At 69.6% G+C, this 26,691-nt stretch carries 17 protein-coding genes; 11 read left to right on the forward strand and 6 right to left on the reverse strand.

The window, feature by feature from the left end; translation table 11 throughout:
• Positions 1-202 precede the first annotated feature (202 nt).
• Both IG94_RS0127450 and IG94_RS40815 read right to left on the reverse strand, forming a co-directional pair.
• Positions 203-1,732 carry a helix-turn-helix domain-containing protein gene (locus tag IG94_RS0127450; protein ID WP_031042816.1) on the reverse strand — a complete coding sequence of 510 codons (1,530 nt, stop codon included), beginning with the start codon at positions 1,730-1,732 and terminating at the stop codon, positions 203-205.
• A gap of 94 nt (positions 1,733-1,826) precedes the next feature.
• Complete coding sequence (locus IG94_RS40815) at positions 1,827-2,024, reverse strand: DUF4236 domain-containing protein (RefSeq protein ID WP_078892443.1); 198 nt, start codon at positions 2,022-2,024, stop codon at positions 1,827-1,829.
• A 330-nt stretch (positions 2,025-2,354) separates the two neighbouring features.
• Here IG94_RS40815 and acnA point away from each other — a divergent pair, with 330 nt between their 5' ends.
• Complete coding sequence (acnA, locus tag IG94_RS0127455) at positions 2,355-5,072, forward strand: aconitate hydratase AcnA (protein WP_031042818.1); 2,718 nt, start codon at positions 2,355-2,357, stop codon at positions 5,070-5,072.
• Positions 5,073-5,170: 98 nt separating this feature from the next.
• Here acnA and IG94_RS0127460 read toward each other — a convergent pair whose 3' ends face one another.
• On the reverse strand, positions 5,171-8,980 hold the full coding sequence (locus tag IG94_RS0127460) for a GH92 family glycosyl hydrolase (RefSeq protein WP_031042820.1): 3,810 nt from the start codon (positions 8,978-8,980) through the stop codon (positions 5,171-5,173).
• Positions 8,981-9,405: 425 nt separating this feature from the next.
• Between IG94_RS0127460 and ngcE the strand changes: the two genes are divergently transcribed.
• The 9 genes from ngcE (at position 9,406) to IG94_RS0127510 (ending at position 21,517) form a co-directional block, all read left to right on the forward strand.
• A complete protein-coding gene (gene ngcE, locus IG94_RS0127470) occupies positions 9,406-10,854 on the forward strand; it encodes an N-acetylglucosamine/diacetylchitobiose ABC transporter substrate-binding protein (RefSeq protein ID WP_031042822.1) in 1,449 nt (482 codons plus the stop codon).
• An 88-nt stretch (positions 10,855-10,942) separates the two neighbouring features.
• Positions 10,943-11,869, forward strand: a complete 927-nt coding sequence (locus IG94_RS0127475) for a carbohydrate ABC transporter permease (RefSeq protein ID WP_031042823.1) — start codon at positions 10,943-10,945, stop codon at positions 11,867-11,869.
• A gap of 4 nt (positions 11,870-11,873) precedes the next feature.
• Positions 11,874-12,797, forward strand: a complete 924-nt coding sequence (locus IG94_RS0127480) for a carbohydrate ABC transporter permease (RefSeq protein WP_031042825.1) — start codon at positions 11,874-11,876, stop codon at positions 12,795-12,797.
• A 193-nt stretch (positions 12,798-12,990) separates the two neighbouring features.
• A complete protein-coding gene (locus IG94_RS0127485; protein ID WP_031042827.1) occupies positions 12,991-14,202 on the forward strand; it encodes an ROK family transcriptional regulator in 1,212 nt (403 codons plus the stop codon).
• A 133-nt stretch (positions 14,203-14,335) separates the two neighbouring features.
• Positions 14,336-15,436 (forward strand): ABC transporter substrate-binding protein, encoded by a 1,101-nt coding sequence (locus tag IG94_RS0127490; protein ID WP_031042829.1) that lies wholly within the window; start codon positions 14,336-14,338, stop codon positions 15,434-15,436.
• Between the two features lie 161 nt (positions 15,437-15,597).
• Entirely contained in the window at positions 15,598-16,389 is a 792-nt protein-coding gene (locus IG94_RS0127495; RefSeq protein WP_031042831.1) for an ATP-binding cassette domain-containing protein, read from the forward strand.
• Positions 16,386-17,678, forward strand: coding sequence for a sugar ABC transporter permease (locus IG94_RS0127500; protein ID WP_031042834.1), 1,293 nt, complete (start codon positions 16,386-16,388; stop codon positions 17,676-17,678). Before IG94_RS0127495 ends, IG94_RS0127500 begins: the two co-directional genes overlap by 4 nt.
• A gap of 251 nt (positions 17,679-17,929) precedes the next feature.
• Positions 17,930-19,858, forward strand: a complete 1,929-nt coding sequence (dxs, locus tag IG94_RS0127505) for a 1-deoxy-D-xylulose-5-phosphate synthase (protein WP_031042837.1) — start codon at positions 17,930-17,932, stop codon at positions 19,856-19,858.
• A 150-nt stretch (positions 19,859-20,008) separates the two neighbouring features.
• Positions 20,009-21,517: an amino acid permease gene (locus IG94_RS0127510; RefSeq protein WP_031042839.1), complete on the forward strand. Its 1,509-nt coding sequence runs from the start codon at positions 20,009-20,011 to the stop codon at positions 21,515-21,517.
• A gap of 45 nt (positions 21,518-21,562) precedes the next feature.
• On the opposite strand, the gene IG94_RS0127515 is transcribed toward IG94_RS0127510, so the two are convergent.
• Positions 21,563-21,952 carry a PIN domain-containing protein gene (locus tag IG94_RS0127515; RefSeq protein WP_031042842.1) on the reverse strand — a complete coding sequence of 130 codons (390 nt, stop codon included), beginning with the start codon at positions 21,950-21,952 and terminating at the stop codon, positions 21,563-21,565.
• Positions 21,953-22,014: 62 nt separating this feature from the next.
• Here IG94_RS0127515 and IG94_RS0127520 point away from each other — a divergent pair, with 62 nt between their 5' ends.
• Positions 22,015-23,034: a DUF8189 domain-containing protein gene (locus IG94_RS0127520; protein WP_031042844.1), complete on the forward strand. Its 1,020-nt coding sequence runs from the start codon at positions 22,015-22,017 to the stop codon at positions 23,032-23,034.
• Between the two features lie 86 nt (positions 23,035-23,120).
• On the opposite strand, the gene IG94_RS0127525 is transcribed toward IG94_RS0127520, so the two are convergent.
• The gene (locus IG94_RS0127525; protein ID WP_031042849.1) at positions 23,121-25,250 is read right to left on the reverse strand and encodes a 3-hydroxyacyl-CoA dehydrogenase NAD-binding domain-containing protein; all 2,130 of its coding nucleotides are present in this window, start codon (positions 25,248-25,250) and stop codon (positions 23,121-23,123) included.
• Positions 25,247-26,464 carry an acetyl-CoA C-acyltransferase gene (locus tag IG94_RS0127530; RefSeq protein WP_031042853.1) on the reverse strand — a complete coding sequence of 406 codons (1,218 nt, stop codon included), beginning with the start codon at positions 26,462-26,464 and terminating at the stop codon, positions 25,247-25,249. Before IG94_RS0127530 ends, IG94_RS0127525 begins: the two co-directional genes overlap by 4 nt.
• Positions 26,465-26,691: the final 227 nt, after the last annotated feature.

The following is a 26,691-nucleotide window of genomic DNA, read 5'->3' on the forward strand; positions in this document are numbered from 1 at the left end:
CCCGACCCGGCCTGTTCTCCTTCGTGAGTCGCTCAGGTCGGCGCCCGTCCGGACGGGCAATCCGTCCCTCAACTCCTGGGAGCGGCAGTCTCCGGGCTCGGCCCGAAAGTCCCTGAGGAGTCCCACAGATGAAACCGAATCCCCTCCTGGCTCGCATACGTGCAGGTCAGAAGGGGATTCACGTTAGTTTTTCCTAGAACCCTCAGATGTCCCGGAAGATCTCGATCTGCGCCCCGATCGAGTTCAGCCGCTCCGCGAGGTCCTCGTAACCGCGGTTGATGACGTAGACGTTGCGCAGGACCGACGTGCCCTCGGCGGCCATCATCGCCAGGAGGACGACCACGGCGGGGCGCAGGGCCGGCGGGCACATCATCTCGGCGGCGCGCCAGCGGGTGGGGCCCTCGACCAGGACGCGGTGGGGGTCCAGGAGCTGGAGGCGGCCGCCGAGGCGGTTGAGGTCGGTGAGGTAGATGGCGCGGTTGTCGTAGACCCAGTCGTGGATGAGGGTCTGGCCCTGGGCCGAGGCCGCGATGGCCGCGAAGAAGGGGACGTTGTCGATGTTCAGGCCCGGGAAGGGCATCGGGTGGATCTTGTCGATCGGGGCTTCGAGCTTGGAGGGGCGGACGGTGAGGTCCACCAGGCGGGTGCGGCCGTTGTCGGCGAAGTACTCCGGCGTGCGGTCGTGGTCGAGGCCCATCTCCTCCAGGACCGCCAGCTCGATCTCCAGGAACTCGATCGGCACCCGGCGGACGGTCAGTTCGGACTCCGTGACCACGGCTGCCGCCACCAGGCTCATCGCCTCGACCGGGTCCTCGGAGGGGGAGTAGTCCACGTCGGCGTCGATGACCGGCATGCCGTGCACGGTGAGGGTGGTGGTGCCGATGCCTTCGACGCGGACGCCGAGGGCCTCCAGGAAGAAGCAGAGGTCCTGGACCATGTAGTTCGAGGAGGCGTTGCGGATGACGGTGACGCCGTCGTGGCGGGCCGCGGCCAGCAGGGCGTTCTCCGTGACCGTGTCGCCGCGCTCGGTCAGCACGATCGGGCGGCCCGGGCGGACGGAGCGGTCGACCACCGCGTGGTAGTGGCCCTCGGTCGCGGCGACGTCCAGGCCGAAGCGGCGCAGCGCGATCATGTGCGGCTCGATGGTGCGGGTGCCGAGGTCGCAGCCGCCGGCGTAGGGCAGCCGGAAGCGGTCCATACGGTGCAGCAGCGGACCGAGGAACATGATGATGGAGCGGGTGCGCACGGCCGCCTCGGCGTCGATGGCCTCCATGTCCAGCTCGGCCGGCGGCACGATCTCCAGGTCGACGCCGTCGTTGATCCAGCGGGCGCGCACCCCGATGGAGCTGAGCACCTCCAGGAGGCGGTAGACCTCCTCGATGCGGGCGACCCGGCGCAGTACCGTGCGCCCCTTGTTCAGGAGTGAGGCGCACAGCAGCGCCACACAGGCGTTCTTGCTGGTCTTGACGTCGATGGCGCCCGAGAGGCGCCGGCCGCCGACCACCCGCAGGTGCATCGGACCCGCGTAGCCGAGCGAGACGATCTCACTGTCCAGCGCTTCGCCGATACGGGCGATCATCTCAAGGCTGATGTTCTGGTTGCCGCGCTCGATGCGGTTGACGGCGCTCTGGCTGGTGTTGAGCGCCTCCGCGAGCTGTGACTGCGTCCAGCCGCGGTGCTGCCGGGCGTCACGGATGAGCTTGCCGATGCGTACGAGGTAGTCGTCTGCCATGAGCTTGAGGTTATCTCAGATATGAGATCGCGCCTCCCGGGGGGTCCGTTCGGGTGACGCGGGGTCAAAGCCCCCTCGTCAGCGCCTCGGCGCCTCAGCGGTGCCGGCTCGTCGTCGTGCGGCGCCAGCCGAAGGGGCCCGGCGAATCCATCGATGTCGTACGACGTCCGGTGCTGCTGCGGGTGTGGCGCGGGCCGTTCCGGCCTCCGGTCGTGATGGACCACGAGTGTTTGTTGATGTTCAGCCGCACTACGGGAAGGATCCGGAAACTCTTGCGGAACGTGAGTGGCATCGTGCCCCCCTTCCGGGTCGTGCCGGGATGCCGACGCTTCCCGGCACGCATCGGATACCCGGGTTCGGCGTAGTGATGGCCGCACGGGTCACCCGGACGGGGCGCGGGAGCGTATGCGGCGCTGTGGTGGGGCGCACGCCACATGGCGCCCGGGCATGACCAGACCGGCCCTATGTACTAGAGTTATCTCGACATCGAGATATCTGCCGAGGCGTACCTCAGCCGCCACCCTGGTAAGGGCTACCTAACTTAGCCTTACCTCAGCGAATCCGCCAGGGCGGCGCGGCGGCAGGATGCGGTGGTACGCGCACATGAATGAAGGAGACTGTCGTGTCGGCGAACAGCTTCGACGCCCGCAGCACGCTGCAGGTGGGCGACGAGTCGTACGAGATCTTCCGGCTGGACAAGGTCGAGGGCTCCGCGCGCCTTCCCTACAGCCTGAAGGTCCTGCTGGAGAACCTGCTCCGTACCGAGGACGGCGCGAACATCACCGCCGACCACATCCGCGCCCTCGGGGGCTGGGACTCGCAGGCCCAGCCGTCGCAGGAGATCCAGTTCACGCCGGCCCGCGTGATCATGCAGGACTTCACCGGCGTGCCCTGTGTCGTGGACCTCGCCACCATGCGTGAGGCCGTCAAGGAGCTCGGCGGCGACGCCAACAAGATCAACCCGCTCTCCCCGGCCGAGATGGTCATCGACCACTCCGTCATCGCCGACAAGTTCGGCACCAACGACGCGTTCAAGCAGAACGTCGACCTGGAGTACGGCCGCAACAAGGAGCGCTACCAGTTCCTGCGCTGGGGCCAGACCGCCTTCGACGACTTCAAGGTCGTCCCGCCCGGCACCGGCATCGTCCACCAGGTCAACATCGAGCACCTGGCCCGCGTCGTCATGACCCGCGACGGCAAGGCCTACCCCGACACCCTGGTCGGCACCGACTCGCACACCACCATGGTCAACGGCCTCGGCGTCCTCGGCTGGGGCGTCGGCGGCATCGAGGCCGAGGCCGCGATGCTCGGCCAGCCGGTCTCCATGCTCATCCCGCGCGTCGTCGGCTTCAAGCTGACCGGCGAGCTGACCCCCGGCACCACCGCCACCGACCTGGTGCTGACCATCACCGAGATGCTGCGCAAGCACGGCGTCGTCGGCAAGTTCGTCGAGTTCTACGGCGAGGGCGTGGCCGCCACCAGCCTCGCCAACCGCGCCACCATCGGCAACATGTCGCCGGAGTTCGGCTCCACCGCCGCGATCTTCCCGGTCGACGACGAGACGCTGAACTACATGCGCCTGACCGGCCGCAGCGACCAGCAGGTCGCCCTGGTCGAGGCGTACGCCAAGCAGCAGGGCCTCTGGCTGGACCCGAAGGCCGAGCCGGACTTCTCCGAGAAGCTGGAGCTGGACCTCTCCACGGTCGTCCCCTCCATCGCCGGCCCGAAGCGCCCGCAGGACCGCATCGTCCTGGCCAACGCCGCCCAGCAGTTCAAGACCGACGTCCTCAACTACGTGGACGTCGTGGACGAGGCGGGCAAGGAGTCCTTCCCGGCCTCCGACTCCCCGGCCGTCACCCCGAACGGCGCCCCGTCCAACCCGGTCCGCGTGACCGCCCCCGACGGCACCTCGTACGAGCTGGACCACGGTGCGGTGACGGTCGCGGCCATCACCTCCTGCACCAACACCTCCAACCCGTACGTCATGGTCGCCGCCGCCCTGGTCGCCAAGAAGGCGGTCGAGAAGGGCCTGACCCGCAAGCCGTGGGTCAAGACCACCCTCGCCCCGGGCTCCAAGGTCGTCACCGACTACTTCGAGAAGGCGGGCCTGACCCCCTACCTCGACAAGGTCGGCTTCAACCTCGTCGGCTACGGCTGCACCACCTGCATCGGCAACTCCGGCCCGCTGCCGGAGGAGGTCTCCAAGGCCGTCAACGACCACGACCTCGCCGTCACCTCGGTGCTCTCCGGCAACCGCAACTTCGAGGGCCGGATCAACCCCGACGTCAAGATGAACTACCTGGCGTCCCCGCCGCTGGTCGTCGCCTACGCCCTCGCCGGCTCCATGAAGGTCGACGTCACCAAGGACGCCCTGGGCCACGACCAGGACGGCAACCCGGTCTTCCTCAAGGACATCTGGCCCTCCGAGGCCGAGGTGAACGACGTCGTCGCCAACGCCATCGGCGAGGACATGTTCTCCAAGTCCTACAGCGACGTCTTCGCGGGCGACGCCCAGTGGCAGGCGCTGTCCATCCCGACCGGCGACACCTTCGAGTGGGACGCCGAGTCCACCTACGTGCGCAAGCCCCCGTACTTCGAGGGCATGGGCATGGAGCCGGCCCCGGTCGAGGACATCTCCGGCGCCCGGGTGCTCGCCAAGCTGGGCGACTCGGTCACCACCGACCACATCTCGCCCGCCGGTGCCATCAAGGCCGACACCCCGGCCGGCAAGTACCTCACGGAGCACGGCGTCGAGCGCCGCGACTTCAACAGCTACGGCTCGCGCCGCGGCAACCACGAGATCATGATCCGCGGCACCTTCGCCAACATCCGCCTGCGCAACCAGATCGCGCCGGGCACCGAGGGCGGCTACACCCGCGACTTCACGCAGGCCGACGGGCCGGTGTCGTTCATCTACGACGCCTCCCGCAACTACATCGAGCAGGGCACCCCGCTCGTCGTCCTGGCCGGCAAGGAGTACGGCTCCGGCTCGTCCCGCGACTGGGCCGCCAAGGGCACCGCGCTCCTCGGCGTCAAGGCCGTCGTCGCCGAGTCCTACGAGCGCATCCACCGCTCGAACCTCATCGGCATGGGCGTCCTGCCGCTCCAGTTCCCGGAGGGCCGCACCGCCGAGTCCCTCGGCCTGACCGGCGAGGAGACCTTCTCCGTCTCCGGCGTCACCGAGCTGAACGACGGCACCACCCCGCGCACGGTGAAGGTCACCACTGACACGGGCGTCGAGTTCGACGCGGTCGTCCGCATCGACACTCCCGGCGAGGCGGACTACTACCGCAACGGCGGCATCCTGCAGTACGTGCTGCGCAGCCTGATCCGCAAGTAGGCGGCAGCAGTACACAACGGTCGAGGGCCGCACCCCCTGTTTCGAAGGGGGGTGCGGCCCTCGCCGTGTGCCGAGCGTGTGCCGAAGGGGTCGGCTGCCTACGACAGCAGCTCCACCTCCGACAGCGTGTGCTCGCCGTCCAGGACCAGGCGGTACTTCGCGTACGTGCCCGGTGACTTCACCGAGAACGCCCGCGTCTGGCGGTCCCAGGCGAAGGACTCGCCGGAGCGCCGGTCCAGCGTCCGCCACGTCTTGCCGTCGGCCGAGCCCTGGAGCTTCCAGCCGGCCGGGGCCCTGGTGTGGTCCGCCGACGAGGTCAGCGTGTACTGGAGCGCCTTGGCGCCCTTGTCCGCGACCGGCAGGTCCACCGACGTCACGGTCGCGTCGGTGGCCGACGTGTTGTCGAACAGCGCGCCCTCGCCCGTGACCGCGTCGGCGCGCGGGGTCGGCACCTCGTCGTCCTTCGTGATCGACGGCGGCGCCGCGTTCTCGCCGGTGCCCCACGAGGACGGCTTCGCGCCCATGTCGAACTCCAGGACGCCGCCCTTCGAGATCAGCGAGTGGGGTAGCGAAGTGGAGGTCCAGCGCTTGCCGTTGACCTTCAGGCCCTGCACGTAGACGTTCTTCGTGCTGTTCTTCGGCGCCTTGACGACCAGCTTGCGGCCGTTCTCCAGGTGGACCGTCGCCTTGGTGAACAGCGGGGACCCGACGGCGTACTCGCCACTGCCCATCACCAGCGGGTAGAAGCCGAGCGAGGAGAAGAGGAACCAGGCCGACTGCTCGCCGTTGTCCTCGTCACCGTGGTAGCCCTGGCCGATCTCGCTGCCGGTGTACAGCCGCTGGAGCACCTCGCGGATGTTCTTCTGCGTCTTGTACGGCTGGCCGGCCGCGTCGTACATGTACAGGGCGTGGTGGGCGACCTGGTTGGAGTGCCCGTACATGCCCATGCGGACGTCCCGCGCCTCGGTCATCTCGTGGATGACGCCGCCGTAGGAGCCCTTCAGGTCGGGGGAGGCCGTCTCCGGGGTGGAGAGGTACTTGTCGAGCTTGTCGCCGAGGCCGTCCCGGCCGCCGTACAGGTTGGCGAGGCCGCGGCTGTCCTGCGGGGCGGTGAAGGCGTAGCCCCAGCCGTTGGTCTCCGTGTAGTCGTAGCCCCACACGCGCGGGTCGTACTTCTCGGAGTCGACGCGCCAGTTGCCCTTGGTGTCCTTGCCCTGGAAGAAGCCGGCCTTCGAGTCGAAGAGGTTGACGTAGTCCTGGGCGCGGTTGAGGAAGTACGCCGACTCGTCCTTGTACCGCTTCTCGCCGGTCTCCTTGTAGAGCTTCTCGCCCATCTTGGCGATGCCGTAGTCGTTGAGGTAGCCCTCCAGCGCCCACGACAGGCCCTCGTGCGTCTCGGTGCCGGTGTAGCCGAGGAACGGCGAGGTCTCCATGCCCTTGCGGCCCACGCCCGAGGACGGCGGCACCACGGTGGCGTTCTTGAGGGCCGCGTCGTACGCCGCCTTCGCGTCGAAGTCGACGCCCTTGACGTAGGCGTCCGCGAAGGCCACGTCCGAGGAGGTGCCGGTCATCAGGTCCGCGTAGCCCGGGGAGGACCAGCGCGAGGTCCAGCCGCCGTCCTTGTAGTGCTGCACGAAGCCGTCGACCAGCTCACCGGCCTTGGAGGGGGTGAGGAAGGAGTACGCGGGCCAGGTGGTCCGGTACGTGTCCCAGAAGCCGTTGTTGACGTAGACCTTGCCGTCCACGACCTTGGCGCCGGTCTCGGTCGGCGTGTTCTCCTTGACCGCCTTGGAGAACGGGGAGGCGTACTTGTACTTCCCGTCGACCTTCTCGTGGCCCGAGTTCGGGTACAGGTACAGCCGGTACAGGCTGGAGTACAGCGTGGTCAGCTGGTCCCGCGTGGCGCCCTCGACCTCGACCTTGCCGAGGATCGTGTCCCACTGCTTCTGGGCGTCGCGCTTGACCTTCTCGAAGGAGGCGCGCTTCGGGAGCTCCTGGCGCAGGTTGTCCTTCGCCTGGTCGACGCCGAGCAGCGAGGTGGCGATGCGCATCGTCACGGCGCGGTCGCGGCCGGCGTCGAAGCGCAGGTGGCCCTTGACGCCGCCGGTGTCCTCGCCGCCGGTGACCTTGCTGTCGAACTCGCCGTAGACGAAGAGCCGGGTGGCGCCCGCGGAGCCGCCGGACTTGACGTCCGAGTAGCCGCTGAAGGTGCCGTTCTCCTTGTCCAGGGTCAGGCCGCCCTTGTCCTCGACGTTGTCGAAGATCACGCTCGCGTCGTCACCGGGGTAGGTGAAGCGCATCATCGCCGCGTGGTCGGTCGGCGCCATCTCGGCCTTGAGGCCGTTCTCGAACCGCACCCCGTAGTAGTACGGCCGGGCGGTCTCGTTCTCGTGCCGGAAGGCCAGCTCGCGGGCGTCCCGGCTCGTGTCGGGGGTGCCGGAGGCGGCCGACGGCATCACCTGGAAGGTCTGCCGGTCGCCCATCCACGGGCTCGGCTCGTGACTCGCGCCGAACGCCTGCAGGGTGGGCAGGTTGTCGTCGTTGTTGCCGCTCGCGTAGTCGTACAGCCAGCTGGTCGTCCCGGCGTTGGTCACCGGCGTCCAGAAGTTGAAGCCGTGCGGCACGGCGGTCGCGGGGAAGTTGTTGCCGCGCGAGAAGCTGCCGCTGGAGTTGGTGCCGCGGGTGGTGAGCGCGTAGTCGGACAGGTGGGCCTCGGGGCGCTCGGGCTCCGCCCGCTTGATCTCCACGTCGTCCAGCCAGCCGCGGAACTTCGCCGGGCCCTTGGGGGAGTCGTACGCCACCAGGATCCGGTCGACGGTCTTGCCGGCGGCGACCGAGCCGATGCCCGACTCGACGCTGTTCCACTGGTTGACGTAGAGGATCTTGGCGTCGCCCTGGCCGCGCGGCGTCAGCGGGAACCCGTGCTGGTCGGTGGCCTCGAGGTCGCTCAGGTAGGTGCCGTCGGTGAAGGCGAGGTCGACGGAGACGTTCGTGGCGTCGTAGTCGAGGTCGCGGTCGGCCATCGCGGGGAAGATCTTGTACGACAGCTCGGTGCGCCGGTCGACCTTCACGTCGACGTCGAAGACCTTGTTGTACGAGTAGGCCCGGCCGTCCGCGGTGTGCCGGCCCGCGTAGCGCAGCGCGTGCGTGCCGGTGAAGCCCGCGTTCGCCTTCGCGGTGGGCGAGCTGGTGGGGCCCTCGTCGACGAAGGCGAGCATGTCCTCGGGCGCCGGGGTCTCGGCGTCGCCCGTGGAGAACTGGACGTCGCCGAGCTGGAGCGCGTCGCCCGCCCCGTTGTTCTTGGTGAACTCCAGGCGGAAGTGCTGGAACTCGGCGGTCTCGGCGAGGTCGTAGGTCTTCGTCGTGAACGGTTCGCCGAAGGTCTCGCCGGAGCGGGTGTCCAGCGTCTGCCAGCTCTCGCCGTCCGTCGAGCCCTTCAACGTCCAGTCGCGCGGGTCGCGTTCGGAGTGGTCGTTGGCGGAGGTGAGCGCGTACTTGACGATCTTCGTCGGCGCGTCCAGGTCGAACTCGACCCAGCCGGTCGGCGCGAAGGTCAGCCACTTGGTGCCCGGCTCGTTGTCGGCGAGGTTCTCCTTCACCTCCCCGCCGTTGGTGTTCTCGGCGCTGGCGCGCACGCGGGTGACGTGTTCGGTGACGTTGCCGGGTATGCCGGTGCTGAAGCCGCCGTCGACGCCCGAGGACCGCTTGCCGCCGTCCGCGCCGGTGTCCACGGTGCTGACCCAGTCCGGGGCCGGGTCGCCGTCCTCGAAGGACGACGTGAACTCCCGGTCGGTCTTCGCGGGTGCGTTCGGCAGTGCGACCGCCGCCCCTTGAGAACCCACCGCCAAAGCGAAGGCGGTCGTCATGACGACCGCCGGACCCCATCTGTGCCGAACTCTGTACTGCATGTCCTGGCCACCCTCCCAGCGCGTGGGACAACGTTGTCAATTCAACTGCGCAAGGACCAGTAGGGGTCAAGTGGCATGTGATGTCAAGGGTGTTGGATGTGGCGTTCGGGGGTTATGCCAGGGATTCTTACGGCATGCGGCGCACCGGCCACTCATATTTCCGGGAGGTCTCAACTCGGAAAAGACGTACCGCCAACCTTGCATTCGATCTTGCTCAGTCGGCGGAAAGTGGACTATACCTGTCGGCCACCGGGGGAACCCGGGGAAACCGCGACGGGACCCCCGCCGGGCGCCCGAACAGCAGTGGAAGCACGAGTGGCAGCACGGCAGTACCGCACTTCCTGCACGAACCAGCACGACCCGATCGCGGTGCCGGTCAGGATCCGGTTCACCGCCTGAGTCCTGGAGAAGGCGAGGACTTGAGCATGGGATCCACTTCCGCCGAGAACAACGGTACGGGCGTCGGCCGCCGCGATCTGATCAAGCGGTCCGCCGCGCTCGGCCTGATCTCCGTACCCACGATGGGTTTTCTGTCCGCCTGCGCCAGCGGCGGCGGTGGCTCCCAGGAGAAGGCCGAGGCGGGCGAGAAGTCCGAGAAGAACCCGCTCGCCGTCAATGACAGCGCCCAGATGGAATTCGTCCTCTTCGACGGAGGCTTCGGCAAGGAGTACGCCGAGGACGCCGTGAAGCTGTACGAGAAGGCCTATCCCGGCGCCAAGGTGAAGTTCGCCGCCACCCAGAAGATCCAGTCGACCCTGCAGCCGCGTTTCAACGGCGGCAACCCGCCCGACCTCGTCGACAACTCCGGCGCCGAGCAGATGGACATGGGCGTCCTGGTCGGCAAGAAGCAACTCGCCGACCTCACCCCGCTCCTTGACGCCCCGTCCTACGACGACCCCGCCAAGAAGGTCCGCGACACCCTGCGCCCCGGCATCGTGGAGATGGGCCAGTTCGACGGCGACCCGGTCTGGATCCTGTACTACGCCTACACGGTGTACGGCAACTGGTACTCCCAGAAGGCGCTGGACTCCCTCGACGCGGAGTACCCGAAGACCTGGGACGAGATGCTCGCGGTCTGCGCGAAGGCCAAGAAGAAGGGCATGGCCGGCTGGACGTACGCGGGCAAGTACCCGTACTACATCCCCTTCTCCATGTCCCCGATGATCGCCAAGGTCGGCGGCGTCGAGGTGATCGACGCCATCGACAACCTGGAGCCGAACGCCTGGAAGCACCCGGCGGTCAAGACGGTCTTCGAGGCCTGGTACGAGCTGTTCAAGAAGGGCTACGTCCTCAAGGGCACCCCGGGCCTGGACCACATCCAGTCGCAGACCGCCTGGGCCAAGGGCGACGCCCTGTTCCTCCCCAACGGCTCCTGGGTGGAGAACGAGTCGGCGAAGGTCATCCCCGCCGACTTCCAGCTCACCGTCTCCGCGCCGCCCGGCATCGACGACTCCGACAAGATGCCGTTCGGCACCATGTGGGCCTCCGGCGGCGAGCCCTTCATCGTCCCCGCCAAGGCGGCCAACGGCGCCGGCGGCATGGAGCAGCTGCGCATCATGCTCAGCGAGGCCTCCTCCAGGAACTTCACCGGCAAGGTCAAGTCCCTGAGCGCCTACAACGGCGGCACCGACGGCATCGAGCTGACCCCGGGCCTCAAGTCCGGTGTCGCGGCGCTGGAGCTGGCCGGCGAGAACGTGGTCAACCCGCGCATGCAGGACTGGTACGTGCAGCTCCAGAAGGAGAAGATCGGCGTCGCCTGCCTGGGCGAGATGATGGCCGGCCGGCTCACCCCGGCCGAGACCATCAAGAAAATCCAGGGCTACGCCGACGACGCCGCCAAGGACTCGTCGATCAAGCACTACAAGCACCAGTGAGGACGCGTCACCAGGGCCTGTCCGGCGCCGCCGCGGCGCCGGACAGGCCCTGGCGGCGCCGCCCGCGCGCAGATCGGGGTCGGTAGCAATGCAGCACGGCAAGTACCGGTTCATCGTGGGGTTCCTGGCGGTTCCCCTGGGGCTGTACGCGCTCTTCGTCATCTGGCCGTTCATCCAGTCCATCTACTACTCGTTCACCGACTGGACGGGCCTGAGCCCCGAGTTCTCGATGGTCGGCTTCGACAACTACTCGCGGCTGCTCGACGACGACATCTTCTGGAAGTCCCTGCAGCACAGCGTGCTGTTCGCCCTGCTGGTGCCGCTGGTCACCCTCGGCCTGGCGCTCTTCTTCGCCTTCATGATCAACGTGGGCGGACGGCGCCGCCGAGGCGGGCCCGCGATCACCGGCGTCCGCGGCTCCGGCTTCTACAAGATCGTGTACTTCTTCCCGCAGGTGCTCTCGATCGCGATCGTCGCCCTGCTGTTCCAGTTCGCGTACAACCCCGACAGCGGAGCGATCAACTCGCTGCTGCGCGGGATCGGCCTGGACTCCGTGCAGCCGCTGTGGCTCGGCGACCCGAACATCGCCCTGTGGTGCGTGATGGCGGTGCTGGTCTGGTCCACCGTCGGCTTCTTCGTCGTCCTCTTCTCCGCGGGCATGGCCTCCATCCCGGCGGAGCTGTACGAGGCCGCGCTGCTGGACGGGGCGAACCGCTCCACCACCTTCTTCAAGGTCACCCTGCCGCTGCTGTGGGACACCGTGCAGTCCGGCTGGGTCTACATGGGCATCCTCGCGCTCGGCGCCGAGTCGTTCGCGGTCGTGCAGATCATGACGACCGGGCCGGGCGGACCCGACTACTCGACCACCGTGATGGTCCTGTACGTGTACCAGAAGGCGTTCCGGGACGGTCAGGCCGCCTACGCCACCACCATCGGCGTCGCCCTGCTCGTCGTCACGCTGGCCTTCGCGGCCGTCGTGATGCGGCTGGGCCGGCGCGAGCGGCTGGAGTACTGATCACATGACGACGACCGACACCCCCGCCCCCGTACCGGCCGAGCCCGGCACGCCCGTCGACAAGGGCGGGGCGCCGTCCGACGGGCCCCGGAAGGGGAAGAAGGAGGGCACCGCCCTCAACGTCTTCTCCCACGGCGTCCTGGTCATCTGGGCGATCATGGTCGGCCTGCCGCTGGTGTGGGCGGTGATGACGTCCTTCAAGGACGACGCCTCCATCTTCGGCTCGCCCTGGTCGCTGCCCGACAGACTGAACTTCGACAACTGGTCGCGGGCCTGGTCCCAGGCCCACATGAGCGACTACTTCCTCAACACCGTCCTGGTGGTGGGATTCTCGCTCGTCGGCACCCTGGTCCTCGGCTCCATGGCGGCCTACGTCCTGGCCCGGTTCGAGTTCCCCGGCAACCGGTTCATCTATTACTTGTTCATCGCCGGCATGAGTTTCCCGATCATGCTCGCGCTGGTCCCGCTGTTCTACGTCGTGGACAACATGGGCCTGCTGAACACCCTCCCCGGGTTGGTCCTGGTCTACATCGCCTACTCACTGCCCTTCACGGTGTTCTTCCTGACCGGGTTCTTCCGCTCCCTGCCGAGTTCGGTGGCCGAAGCCGCCTTCGTGGACGGCGCCTCGCACACCCGGACCTTCTTCCAGGTCATGCTGCCGATGGCCAAGCCCGGCCTGATCAGCGTGGGGATCTTCAACTTCCTGGGGCAGTGGAACCAGTACATGCTGCCCACCGTGCTGAACACGGACCCCGACAAACACGTCCTCACCCAGGGCCTGGTGCAGCTCGCGGTCAGCCAGGGCTACAAGGGCGACTGGTCGGGCCTGTTCGCGGGCCTGGTGATGGCGATGCTGCCGGTGCTGGCCGCGTACATCGTCTTCCAGCGCCAGGTGGTCCAGGGGCTCACGGCCGGTGCCCTGAAATAGCGCTCAGGAGACCCCGCACGCCGCCCCCGGGACACCGGGGGCGGCGTGCGCGTGTGCGCGGGACGCCTGTGCGGGGCACCCGGATGCGGTTCAACCTCTTGACGGGAGGCGACCCGAACGGCTCAGCTTAGAGTTCACTAGTTGGACATTGGACGGGGTCTCATCGAAGCGGCCCCGCGCGCAGGAGGTCGTCGTGGAGACTCCCGGGTCGCAGTCGTCGCTGCACCGAGCCAACCTGGAACGCGTCGTACGGGCGGTACGGCTCGCCGGGTCGCTCACGCAGGCGGAGATCGCGAGGACGACGGGGCTGTCCGCGGCCACGGTCTCGAACATCGTGCGGGAACTGAAGAACGGCGGGACCGTCGAGGTCACCCCCACCTCCGCGGGCGGACGCCGGGCCCGCAGCGTCTCGCTGAGCGGGGACGCCGGTATCGTCATCGGCGTCGACTTCGGACACACCCACCTGCGTGTCGCGGTCGGGAACCTCGCCCACCAGGTGCTCGCCGAGGAGTCCGAGCCGCTGGACGTCGACGCTTCCTCGGACCAGGGCTTCGACCGGGCGGAACAGCTGGTCAGCCGCCTGATCACGGCCACCGGCGTCGACCGTGCCAAGATCGCCGGAGTGGGCCTCGGCGTGCCCGGGCCGATCGACGTGGAGTCCGGGACGCTGGGCTCGACGGCGATCCTGCCCGGCTGGAGCGGCATCCGGCCCGCCGAGGAACTGCGGGGCCGGCTCGGCGTTCCGGTGCACGTGGACAACGACGCCAACCTCGGCGCGCTGGGCGAGCTGGTCTGGGGGAGCGGCCGGGGGGTGCGGGACCTGGCGTACATCAAGGTCGCCAGCGGTGTCGGCGCGGGCCTGGTGATCAACGGGAAGATCTACCGCGGTCCCGGCGGCACGGCGGGGGAGATCGGCCACATCACCCTCGACGAGGGCGGCCCGGTCTGCCGCTGCGGAAACCGGGGTTGCCTGGAGACCTTCGCCGCAGCACGCTATGTGCTGCCGCTGCTCCAGCCCAGCCACGGCACCGGCCTGACGATGGAGGGCATCGTGCGGCTGGCGCGGGACGGCGACCCGGGCTGCCGTCGGGTGATCGCCGACGTCGGCCGCCACATCGGCAGCGGAGTCGCCCACCTCTGCAACCTGCTCAACCCGAGCCGGGTCGTCCTCGGCGGCGATCTCGCCGAGGCCGGCGAACTGGTCCTCGGGCCCATAAGAGAATCCGTCGGACGCTATGCCATCCCCAGTGCGGCGCGGCGCCTTACCGTGCTCCCGGGGGCACTTGGCGGCCGTGCGGAAGTGCTCGGCGCCCTGGCCCTGGCGCTCAGTGAGATGGGCGACTCGACGCTGCTCGACGGAGGCGCGACCGGCGCTCTGCCGGCGGCGACGCATGCCTTCACTTAGAGCACGGATGGCACCGTTGTCATCTCGTTAAGGATTTACTTCTTGACGTCGCACGTGCGGCCGAGTTGACTTCCAGCCACCTCGGCCGCAGCGACGCGGCCTCGTCAGGGAGGTTTGTGAAGTGAACACGCGTATGCGTCGTGCCGCCGTTGCCCTCGCCACCGGCGCCATGGCCGTCTCGCTCGCCGCCTGTGGCAGTGCCAAGGAGTCCAGCGACAACAACGACTCCGACTCGGCGGCGAAGAAGGGCGACGACATCACGGTCGGCCTGCTTCTTCCGGAGAACCAGACCGCGCGGTACGAGAAGTTCGACAAGCCCTTGATCGAGAAGAAGGTCAAGGAGCTCACGAACAACAAGGGCAAGATCCAGTACGCCAACGCCAAGCAGGACGCCAGCCTGCAGGCGCAGCAGGTCGACACGATGGTGACCAACAAGGTCGACGCGCTGATCGTGGACGCGGTGGACTTCAAGTCCATCGCCGGCTCCGTCAAGAAGGCCCACGACGCCGGCATCAAGGTCGTCGCCTTCGACCGCCTGGCCGAGGGCCCGATCGACGCCTACACCTCGTTCGACAACTTCACCGTCGGCAAGACGCAGGCCGAGGCGCTCCTGGAGGCGCTGGGCGACAAGGCCAAGGACAGCCAGGTCGTCATGATGAACGGTTCCTCCACGGACCCGAACGCCGCCCAGTACAAGGAGGGCGCCCACTCCGTCCTCGACGGTAAGGTGAAGATCGGCCGCGAGTACGACACCAAGGAGTGGAAGGCGGAGAACGCCAACGCGAACATGGACGCGGCGATCTCCGCCCTCGGCAAGGACAAGATCGACGGCGTCTACTCCGCCAACGACGGCATGGCGGGCGGTCTCATCACCGCCCTGAAGCGGGCCGGTATCGCCGACATCCCGGTCACCGGGCAGGACGCCGAGCTGAACGCCGTGCAGCGCATCGTCACCGGCGAGCAGTACATGAGCGTCTTCAAGTCCTACCCGAAGGAGGGCGAGGTCGCCGCCGAGATGGCCGTCGCCCTGGCTCAGGGGAAGTCGCTCGACTCCATCGCCACCAGCAAGATCGACAACGGCACCGTCAAGGACGTTCCGGCCGTCCTCGTCCCGGTCGTCTCGCTGACCAAGGACAACATCAAGGAGACCGTCGTCAAGGACGGTTTCTACACGGTCGACGAGATCTGCACCGACCGGTACAAGGCCGCGTGCGACAAGATCGGCCTGAAGTAGGCGGACCCGCGCCCCGGGCCGGCCGAGCCGCCCGGGACCTCCGCCCCCGCTCCTCCGGCGCCCCGCCCACACCAGCCCCGCACGCTGCGCGGGGCGCCGGACGGAACACCCCCCATACATAACTGCTGCACAACCTCCCGCCGGGTCAGGCGGCGAAGGAGTTGGTTCACGTGTCCGCTACGCCCGTGCTGGCGTTGCGCGGGGTCTCCAAGCGATTCGGTGCCGTCCAGGCGCTCACCGACGTAGAGCTTGAGGTCCACGCCGGTGAGGTGGTCGCCCTGGTGGGCGACAACGGTGCCGGAAAGTCCACGCTGGTCAAGACGATCGCCGGCGTGCACCCCATCGACGAGGGCGCCATCGAGTGGGGCGGCCGGTCCGTCTCCATCAACAGGCCGCACGACGCCCAGAGCCTCGGTATCGCGACCGTCTACCAGGACCTCGCGCTGTGCGACAACATCGACGTCGTCGGCAACCTCTACCTGGGCCGGGAGATCCGCAAGCGCGGCGTCCTGGACGAGGTGGAGATGGAGCGCCGCTCCCGGGAGCTGCTGGACACGCTGTCCATCCGCATACCCAGCGTCCGCATCCCGATCGCCTCGCTCTCCGGCGGTCAGCGCCAGGTCGTGGCGATCGCCCGCTCCATGCTCGGCGAGCCCAAGCTGGTCATCCTCGACGAGCCGACCGCCGCCCTCGGCGTCGAGCAGACGGCGCAGGTCCTCGACCTGGTCGAGCGGCTGCGCGAGCGCGGCCACGCCGTCATCCTCATCAGCCACAACATGGCCGACGTCAAGGCCGTCGCGGACAAGGTCGCCGTGCTGCGCCTCGGACGCAACAACGGCATCTTCGAGGTCAAGTCGACCTCCCAGGAAGAGATCATCTCCGCCATCACGGGCGCCACGGAGAACGCCGTGACCCGTCGTGCGGCGCGCACCAATGGGGAGATCAAGAAGTGAGCATCGACAAGACCTCAGCACCCGCCGACGAGACGTCGGCGGAGAACCCCGACGCGGCCCCCGCCGCGGTCGCCGTGGTCGACCCGCGGCTGCTGGTGCGCGAGCAGGGCTTCGCCGGCTACCTCGGCGAGTTCAAGCGGAAGATGAAGGCCGGCGACCTCGGGTCCATCCCGGTCGTGGTCGGTCTGCTGGTCATCTGGGCCATCTTCACCAGCCTCAACTCCAACTTCCTCACCGCCGGCAACTTCTCCGACATGTCGGTCGCGATGGTCGGCACCGGCATGATCGCTGTCGGCATCGTCTTCGTGCTGCTGCTCGGCGAGATCGACCTGTCGGTCGGTTCGGTCAGCGGTGTCGCGGGCGCCACCTTCGCCGTGCTCAACATCACGCACGGGATGAACGAGGTCCTGGCCCTGGTCCTGGCCATCCTCACCGGCACCGTGGCCGGCGCGCTGCACGGCTTCTTCTTCGCCAGGATCGGTGTCCCGGCCTTCGCCGTCACGCTGGCCGGCCTGCTGTTCTGGCAGGGCGCCATGCTGCAGATCCTCGGCAGCAACGGCACCATCAACCTGGACAGCGACGGCATCGTCGTCAAGCTGACCAGCTACTACTTCAGCGACGTGGCGGCCGCCTACGGCCTGGCGATCGTCGTGACGGCGGGCTACTTCCTCTCCGCCTTCTTCGACAACCGCCGCCGCGCCGCCGCCGGGGTGCCGTCCCGGCCGCTGAGCGAGATCATCGTCCGCACGGTGCTGCTGGCCGTGCTGGCCTTCGTCGTCGCGATCGTCTTCAACCAGTACAAGGGCCTGCCGCTGGCCGTGGTGATCTTCCTGGCGTTCCTGCTGCTCACGGACTTCGTCCTGCGCCGCACCGCCTACGGTCGCAAGATCTTCGCGCTCGGCGGCAGCGTCGAGGCGTCCCGCCGGGCCGGCATCAACGTGGAGCTGGTGCGGATCTCGGTCTTCGCGATCGCCGGCACCTTCGCCGCGATCGGCGGCCTCTTCGTCGCGTCGAAGATCGCGTCCGCCAACCAGGGCGCGGGTACCGGTGAGTTCCTGATGAACGTCATCGCCGCGGCCGTGATCGGCGGCACGTCCCTCTTCGGCGGCCGCGGCCGCACGTGGGACGCGCTGCTCGGTGTGATGGTCATCGTCTCGATCCAGTACGGCCTCGCCCTGCAGGGCATCGCCTCGCCGGTCCAGTACATGATCACCGGCGGTGTGCTCCTCGCGACCGTCGTCATCGACGCGGTCACCCGCAAGACGCAGAAGACGGCCGGGCGCGCGTAGCGCGCATCCGGCCGGCCACAGCGGTCCGCCCGTCCCGTCCGGCCCCGTGCCGACCGGGGCGGGCGGACCGCTGCGTTCCGGTCGGTCCCGTCGGGGGCGTCGCGGGGCGGCCGGCGGGGCAGACGTAGAAGGGTCCGCCGCTGGGTAAGGCCGAACGCGTGACGTACGACGCACCGCCCGGACACGTTCCGCCACGGCGGAACATTAGACTCGGGCAGGCCCGGCAACAGCTCTACTGCAAGGAGGCACGGGTGCCGCTGCTGACCCGCATCACGGGACCGCGCGATCTGGACCGGCTCAGCCTGGAAGAGCTGAACCAGCTGGCCGAGGAGATCCGTACCTTCCTCGTCGACGCCGTGTCCAAGACCGGCGGCCACCTCGGCCCCAACCTCGGCGTGGTGGAACTGACCCTCGCCCTGCACCGCGTCTTCGACTCGCCGAAGGACAAGGTGCTCTGGGACACCGGCCACCAGTCCTACGTCCACAAGCTGCTCACCGGCCGCCAGGACTTCTCCAAGCTGAAGATGAAGGGCGGCCTGTCCGGCTACCCCTCGCAGGGCGAGTCCGAGCACGACGTCATCGAGAACAGCCACGCCTCCACGGTCCTCGGCTGGGCCGACGGCATCGCCAAGGCCAACCAGGTCATGGAGCGCGACGACCGCGTCGTCGCCGTCATCGGCGACGGAGCCCTCACCGGCGGCATGGCCTGGGAGGCGCTGAACAACATCGCCGCCGCCAAGGACCGCCCCCTGGTCATCGTCGTCAACGACAACGAGCGCTCCTACGCCCCCACCATCGGCGGCCTCGCCGACCACCTGGCGACCCTGCGCACCACCGACGGCTACGAGCGCTTCCTGGCCCGCGGCAAGGACCTCCTGGAGCGCACCCCGGTCGTCGGCCGCCCGCTCTACGACACCCTGCACGGCGCCAAGAAGGGCCTGAAGGACTTCATCGCCCCGCAGGGCATGTTCGAGGACCTCGGCCTGAAGTACGTCGGCCCGATCGACGGCCACGACGTCGAGGCCCTGGAGTCCGCCCTCACCCGCGCCAAGCGCTTCGGCGGCCCGGTCATCGTGCACTGCCTCACCGAGAAGGGCCGCGGCTACCAGCCCGCCCTGGCGGACGAGGCCGACCGCTTCCACGCCGTCGGCAAGATCCACCCCGACACGGGCCTGCCCATCTCCTCCTCCGGCGCCGACTGGACCAGCGTCTTCGGCGAGGAGATGCTCAAGCTCGGCGAGGAGCGCCGCGACGTCGTCGCCATCACGGCGGCCATGCTCCAGCCGGTCGGCCTGGAGAAGTTCGCCAAGGCCTTCCCCGACCGGGTCTACGACGTCGGCATCGCCGAGCAGCACGGCGCCGTCTCCGCGGCCGGCCTCGCGCACGGCGGCGTCCACCCGGTCTTCGCCGTGTACGCCACCTTCCTCAACCGCGCCTTCGACCAGGTCCTGATGGACGTGGCCCTGCACAAGTGCGGCGTGACCTTCGTCCTGGACCGCGCCGGTGTCACCGGCACCGACGGCGCCTCGCACAACGGCATGTGGGACATGTCGATCCTCCAGGTCGTCCCCGGCCTCAGGCTCGCCGCCCCGCGCGACGCCGACCAGGTCCGCGCCCAGCTGCGCGAGGCCGTCGAGGTCGACGACGCGCCGACCGTGGTCCGCTTCTCCAAGGGCGCCGTCGGCCCCGCCGTGCCCGCCGTCGGACGGGTCGGCGGCATGGACGTCCTGCGCGCCCCCGGCACCGACACCCCCGACGTCCTCCTGGTCTCCGTCGGCGCCCTGGCGCCGATGTGCCTGGAGGTCGCCGACCTGCTGAACAAGCAGGGCATCTCCACCACCGTGGTCGACCCGCGCTGGGTCAAGCCCGTCGACGAGGCCATGGCCCCGCTCGCCGAGCGGCACCGCGTGGTCGTCACCGTCGAGGACAACTCCCGCGTCGGCGGGGTCGGCTCCGCCGTCGCCCAGGCCCTGCGCGACGCGGGCGTCGACGTGCCGCTGCGCGACTTCGGCATCCCGCCGCGCTTCCTCGACCACGCCACCCGCGCCGAGGTCCTCGCCGAGATCGGGCTCACCGCGCCCGACATCGCGCGCCAGGTGACCGGCCTGGTCGCCAAGCTCGACGGCCGGTACGACCGGGCGGGTGCCGAGGTGGACCAGGTGGAGGCCGCGCGCGACTGACGCCGCGCACTCCCCGCTCGGCCGAATGGGCCGGTTCCCCCACTCGTTGCAGTAGCGGAACCGGTCCATCCGCGTGAATGCGCCCACGCCGGGGCATACGCAGTACGCCCCCTCTCGATCATGTCGAGGACGACAAGCGTGGGAGGACCCGTGAGCAGCAGCAGTATCTTCAGGACCAAGAAGATCGAGCAGTCGATCAGTGACACGGAGGAACCGGAGCACGGGCTCAAGAAGTCCCTGTCGGCCCTCGACCTGACCGTCTTCGGCATCGGCGTCGTCATCGGCACCGGCATCTTCGTCCTGACCGGCACGGTCGCCAAGGACAACGCCGGGCCCTCCGTGGCCCTGGCCTTCGTCCTCGCCGGCGTCGTCTGCGCCCTCGCCGCGCTCTGCTACGCCGAGTTCGCCTCCTCGGTGCCGGTGGCCGGATCGGCGTACACCTTCTCCTACGCCTCGCTGGGCGAACTGCCGGCCTGGATCATCGGCTGGGACCTGATTCTGGAGTTCGCGCTCGGCACGGCGGTGGTGGCCGTCGGCTGGTCGGGCTACCTCCGCTCACTGCTGGACAACGCGGGCTGGCACCTGCCCGCCGAGCTGGGCGGCCGGGACGGCGCCGACGGCTTCGGCTTCGACATCCTCGCCGCCGCCCTGGTGCTGGTGCTCACCGCGATCCTCGTCCTCGGCATGAAGCTGTCGGCGCGGGTCACCTCGGTCGTCGTCGCCATCAAGGTCGCCGTCGTCCTCATCGTGATCGTCGCGGGCGCCTTCTTCGTCAAGGGCGCCAACTACGACCCGTTCATCCCGAAGGCGCAGCCCGTGGAGGCGGGCGGGGGCCTGCACTCGCCCCTGGTCCAGCTGATGTTCGGCTGGGCGCCGTCCAACTTCGGGGTGATGGGCATCTTCACCGCCGCCTCGGTCGTCTTCTTCGCCTTCATCGGCTTCGACGTCGTCGCCACGGCCGCCGAGGAGACCAAGAACCCGCAGCGCGACATGCCCCGCGGCATCCTCGGCTCGCTGATCATCTGCACCCTGCTGTACGTCGGCGTCTCCATCGTCGTCACCGGCATGCAGCACTACACCCAGCTCTCCGTCGACGCCCCGCTCGCCGACGCGTTCAAGGCCACGGGGCACCCGTTCTTCTCCGGTGTGATCAGCTTCGGGGCCGCCGTCGGCCTGACGACGGTCTGCATGATCCTGCTGCTCGGCCAGAGCCGGGTGTTCTTCGCGATGAGCCGCGACGGGCTGCTGCCGCGCTTCTTCTCCCACGTCCACCCGAAGTTCCGCACCCCGTACCGGCCGACCATCCTGCTCGGCGTGGTCATCGCGATCGTGGCCGGCTTCACCAGCCTGAGCGAGCTGGCCGAACTGGTGAACATCGGCACGCTCTTCGCCTTCGTCGTCGTCGCGATCAGCGTGATCATCCTGCGCCGCACCCGCCCCGACCTGCCCCGCGCCTTCCGCACCCCGCTGGTCCCGCTGCTGCCGATCGTGTCGGTGGCCGCCTCGCTGTGGCTGATGCTCAACCTGCCCGCCGAGACCTGGGTCCGCTTCGGCATCTGGATGGCGATCGGCTTCGTCGTGTACTTCCTCTACGGCCGCACCCACAGCCGCCTGGCGCGCGGCGAGGAGGCCCCGGCCGACCGGACGGGAGCCCCGTAGGCGGGGGGCGGGAGTGCCGGCGGAAACGGTCCGCGGGGCCGGGCTTCAGACGGGGCGTACCGTCCTCGGGCCCGCCACCTCCGCGCCCAGCGCCGTCACCCGGCGGCGCAGCTCGCGGTCGGCGGTCACGACCAGCACGGGGCGCTCCCCGGCCGTCCGCGCGACCAGCGCGACCATGTGGTCGTCGCCACTGCCGGGCGCCGCCTCCACCCGCACGCCGGGCACGGACTCCACCCCGCGGGCCGCGCCCTCGACGACGAGCACGATTTCCACCGGCCCGGACCGCCCCGGCACCCCGTCCGCCGCCAGCCGGTCCCGCAGCCGCTCCGCGGCCCCGTGCCGGTCCCGCCACCAGCCGTCGGGCACCGACCCGACGACGTTCGCGGCGTCCACGACCACGAGCGCGGTGCCGTCCTGCCTGCCCTCAGCGTCCATGCCGCCAGGGTCGCACGCACACCCCCGGGACAGCCCGGGGGACGGCGGCATAAAATGATCAGGTGAACGGCGAGTGGCTCATACGCGGCCGGGACGGCCGACTCAGTGTCTACCTGATGGCCCAGGACGCCGTCCTGTGGCGGGCGGAGGAGCTTGCGGGCGGTGCCTGGACCGCCGCCCGCAGGATCGGCGGCGACCGGCGGCTCAGCTCCGTCGCGGGGATCGGCCGGGGTGCCGACGGCTACACGCACCTGGCCGCCTGGTCCCCCACCCCCTCCGGCGGGGCGGAGCTGGTCCACACCACCCACTTCCGCCCGCTCCTCGCGCCCCTCGACTGGGCCCCGGCCGGCCATCCCGACGGCAAGGGCGGGATCACCGGCGGGCCCGCCGTCGCGGTCGACGACCAGGGCCGCGGGCACGTCTTCGCGCGCAACGAGGGCGGCGGGGTCTCCAAGCTCGCCCAGAAGTACAAGGGCGGCTGGCACCCCTGGCGCGACCTCAAGGGCGCCGACCTCCAGGGCCCGCCCGCCGCCGTGCCCGGCCGGGCCGGACGCATGGAGGTGTACGCCGCCGGCTCCGGCACGCTCCAGTACTGGCGCCAGGAGGAGCCCGCCACCCGGTTCGACCTGGTGGAGGCCGTGGAGTGCGAGGCCCGCCCAGGGACCCTGCGCGCCCTGGCCACCTCGGACGAGTCCACCACCCTGTTCTTCACCGACGGCTCGGACCGCCTGTGCGTGTGGCGCCCCGGTACGAAGCCCGTGCCCCTGCTGTCCGCGGCCGGTCCCGGCCCCGTCGCCGCCACCCGCGCCGCGATAGACGGCCACGACTGCACGCTCGTCGCCCAGCGCTCGGCCGGCAGCGGCCGCGTCGTCTTCGCCGCCTACCCCTCGGAGCAGGAGGAACTCGGCGCGAGCTGGACGGAGTCGGGGCCCGCGCTGCCGGACGACGCCCTGGTGTCCCTGGCCCGGGACGCCGACGGGCGGGTGGTGGCGGCGACGCTGTCCCCGTCCGGCGGTCAGCTGCTGCTGAGCCGGCAGAAGGACGAGGCGGGTCTGGCGCTGGGGGCCTGGCAGGCCGTCTGACGGCCCCCTGCACCGCCCCGCGCGGCCAGGCACGAGAAGAGGGGCCCCGCCTCGGCAGGGGCCCCTCAGTCGTCGTTGTACGGCCGTTACGCGGGCACGCTCGCCACGCCGGCCGCCAGGAACCGCTTCCCGTTCACGCGCTCGGCGACGCCCTCGCGGTCCAGGTACGGCGTGACGCCGCCCAGGTGGAAGGGCCAGCCGGCGCCGGTGATCAGGCAGAGGTCGATGTCCTGGGCCTCGGCGACGACGCCCTCGTCGAGCATCAGGCCGATCTCCTGGGCCACCGCGTCCAGGACGCGGTCGCGGACCTGCTCCTCGGTGAGGACGGAGTCGCCCTGCTTGAGGAGCGCGGCGACCTCCGGGTCCAGCTCGGGCTTTCCGCTGTCGTAGACGTAGAAGCCGCGCTTGCCGGCCTCGACGACCGCCTTTAGGTTCGGGGAGACCGTGAAGCGCTCGGGGAAGGCCCGGTTGAGGGTCTCCGAGACATGCAGGCCGATGGCCGGGCCGACCAGTTCGAGGAGGACCAGCGGGGACATCGGCAGGCCGAGCGGCTCCACCGCCTTCTCCGCCACCGGCACCGGGGTGCCCTCGTCGATGACGTTCTGGATCTCGCCCATGAAGCGGGTCAGGATGCGGTTGACCACGAACGCCGGGGCGTCCTTGACGAGGACCGCGGTCTTCTTCAGCTTCTTGGCGACGCCGAACGCCGTGGCCAGCGCGGCCTCGTCGGTCTGCTCGCCGCGGACGATTTCCAGCAGGGGGAGGATCGCGACCGGGTTGAAGAAGTGGAAGCCGACGACCCGCTCGGGGTGCTTCAGCTTCGAGGCCATCTCGGAGACGGAGAGCGAGGAGGTGTTCGTGGCGAGGATCGCGTGCGCGGGCGCCACGGCCTCGACCTCGGCGAAGACCTTCTGCTTGACGCCCATCTCCTCGAAGACGGCCTCGATGACGAAGTCCGCGTCCGCGAAGCCCTCGGCCTTGTCCAGCACGCCGGAGACGAGGCCCTTCAGCCGGTTCGCCTTGTCCTGGTTGACACGGCCCTTGCCGAGCAGCTTGTCGATCTCGGCGTGGACGTAGCCCACACCCTTGTCGACGCGCTCCTGGTCGATGTCGGTCAGGACGACCGGCACCTCCAGGCGGCGCAGGAAGAGCAGCGCCAGCTGGGAGGCCATCAGACCGGCGCCGACGACGCCCACCTTGGTGACCGGGCGGGCCAGGTTCTTGTCCGGGGCGCCGGCCGGGCGCTTGCCGCGCTTCTGGACCAGGTTGAAGGCGTAGATGCCGGAGCGCAGCTCGCCGCCCATGATCAGGTCGGCGAGGGCCGCGTCCTCGGCGTCGTAGCCCTGCTGGAGGTCGCCGTTCTTGGCGGCGGCGATGATGTCCAGGGCGCGGTAGGCGGCCGGGGCGGCGCCGTGCACCTTGCCGTCGGCGATGAACCGGCCCTTGGCGACCGCCTGGTCCCAGGCCTCGCCGCGGTCGATCACCGGGCGCTCGACGGCGATCTCGCCCTTGAGGACGGACGCCGTCCAGAGCAGCGACTGCTCCAGGAAGTCCGCGCCCTCGAAGATCGCGTCGGCGATGCCGAGTTCGTGGACCTGCGCGCCCTTGAGCTGCTTGTTCTGGTTGAGGCTGTTCTCGATGATCACCGAGACGGCCTTGTCGGCGCCGATCAGGTTCGGCAGCAGCGTGCAGCCGCCCCAGCCGGGGACCAGGCCGAGGAAGACCTCGGGCAGCGAGAACGCCGGGAGGGCCGCCGACACCGTGCGGTAGGTGCAGTGCAGGCCGATCTCGACGCCGCCGCCCATGGAGGCGCCGTTGTAGTACGCGAAGGACGGCACCGCGAGGTTCGCGAGGCGCTTGAGGACGTCGTGGCCGCCCTTGCCGATGGCCAGCGCGTCCTCGTGCCGCTTCAGCAGCTCGACGCCCTTGAGGTCGGCGCCGACGGCGAAGATGAACGGCTTGCCGGTGACGCCGACGCCGACGATGTCGCCGTCCGCGGCCTCCTTCTCGACCTGGTCGATCGCGGCGTCGATGTTCGCCAGCGACTGCGGGCCGAGGGTGGTCGGCTTCTTGTGGTCGTGCCCGTTGTCCAGGGTGATCAGCGCGAAGCGGCCCGCGCCGAGGGGCAGGTCGAAGTGGCGTACGTGCGCCTGCGTGACGACCTCGTCCGGGAACAGCTCGGCCGCACCCTTCAACAGCTCTGCGGTGGTGCTCACTTGTCCCCCTCGAAGTGCGGGTTCTCCCAGACGACCGTCGCGCCCATGCCGAAGCCGACGCACATGGTGGTCAGGCCGTAGCGGACGTGCGGCTGCTCCTCGAACTGGCGGGCCAGCTGCGTCATCAGCCGGACGCCCGAGGAGGCCAGCGGGTGGCCGAAGGCGATCGCGCCGCCGTACTGGTTGACGCGCGCGTCGTCGTCGGCGATGCCGTAGTGCTCCAGGAACGCGAGGACCTGGACGGCGAAGGCCTCGTTGATCTCGAACAGGCCGATGTCGTCGATGGACAGCCCGGCCTGGGCCAGGGCCTTCTCCGTCGCCGGGATCGGGCCGTAGCCCATGACCTCCGGCTCGACGCCCGCGAAGGAGTACGCCACCAGGCGCATCTTGACGGGAAGGTCGTTCTCGCGGGCGAAGTCCTCACTCGCGATGATCGAGGCGGTGGCGCCGTCGTTCAGACCGGCCGCGTTGCCCGCGGTGACCCGGCCGTGCACCCGGAACGGCGTCTTGAGGCCCGCCAGGTTCTCCAGCGTGGTGCCGGGGCGCATCGGCTCGTCGGCGGTGACCAGGCCCCAGCCCGTCTCGCCGGCCTCTTCGTTGGTGCGGCGCACCGAGACCGGCACCAGGTCGGCCTGGATCTGGCCGTTGGCGTAGGCCTTGGCGGCCTTCTCCTGCGAGCGCACGGCGTACTCGTCGGCGCGCTGCTTGGTGATGCCCGGGTAGCGGTCGTGCAGGTTCTCGGCGGTCATGCCCATGAACAGGGCGGACTCGTCGACCAGCTTCTCGCTGACGAACCGCGGGTTCGGGTCCACGCCCTCGCCCATCGGGTGGCGGCCCATGTGCTCGACCCCGCCCGCGACGGCGACGTCGTACGCGCCGAAGGCGACCGAGCCGGCCACCGTGGTGACGGCGGTCAGGGCGCCCGCGCACATGCGGTCGATGGAGTAGCCGGGGACCGAGGTGGGCAGGCCCGCCAGGATGCCGGCGGTGCGGCCGATGGTCAGGCCCTGGTCGCCGATCTGCGTGGTCGCGGCGACGGCGACCTCGTCGATCTTCTTCGGGTCGAGACCGGGGTTGCGGCGCAGCAGCTCCCGGATCGCCTTCACGACCAGGTCGTCGGCGCGGGTCTCGTGGTAGACGCCCTTCGGGCCCGCCTTGCCGAACGGGGTGCGGACGCCGTCGACGAAGACGACGTCCCTGACGGTACGAGGCACGATGGCTCTCCTCCAGGGTGCGGGGTGGCACTGCTGCGGCACGCATGCGCTGAGCGCGCGCTCAGTCCCATGCTACTTATGAGTAACGTAGCTGCCCAGTCCCCCCGGCGGGAGCGGCGAAGGTCACACCGCCCGTCACACCGCCGGCGGACCCGCCCGGCCCGGCGCCCGGGCCCGTCGGCGGACGGCCGGACCCGGCGCCCGCGCCCGTCGGCGGCCCCTCGGAC

The sequence above is a fragment of the Streptomyces olivaceus genome, from assembly GCF_000721235.1.
In the GTDB taxonomy this organism is placed as follows: domain Bacteria; phylum Actinomycetota; class Actinomycetes; order Streptomycetales; family Streptomycetaceae; genus Streptomyces; species Streptomyces olivaceus.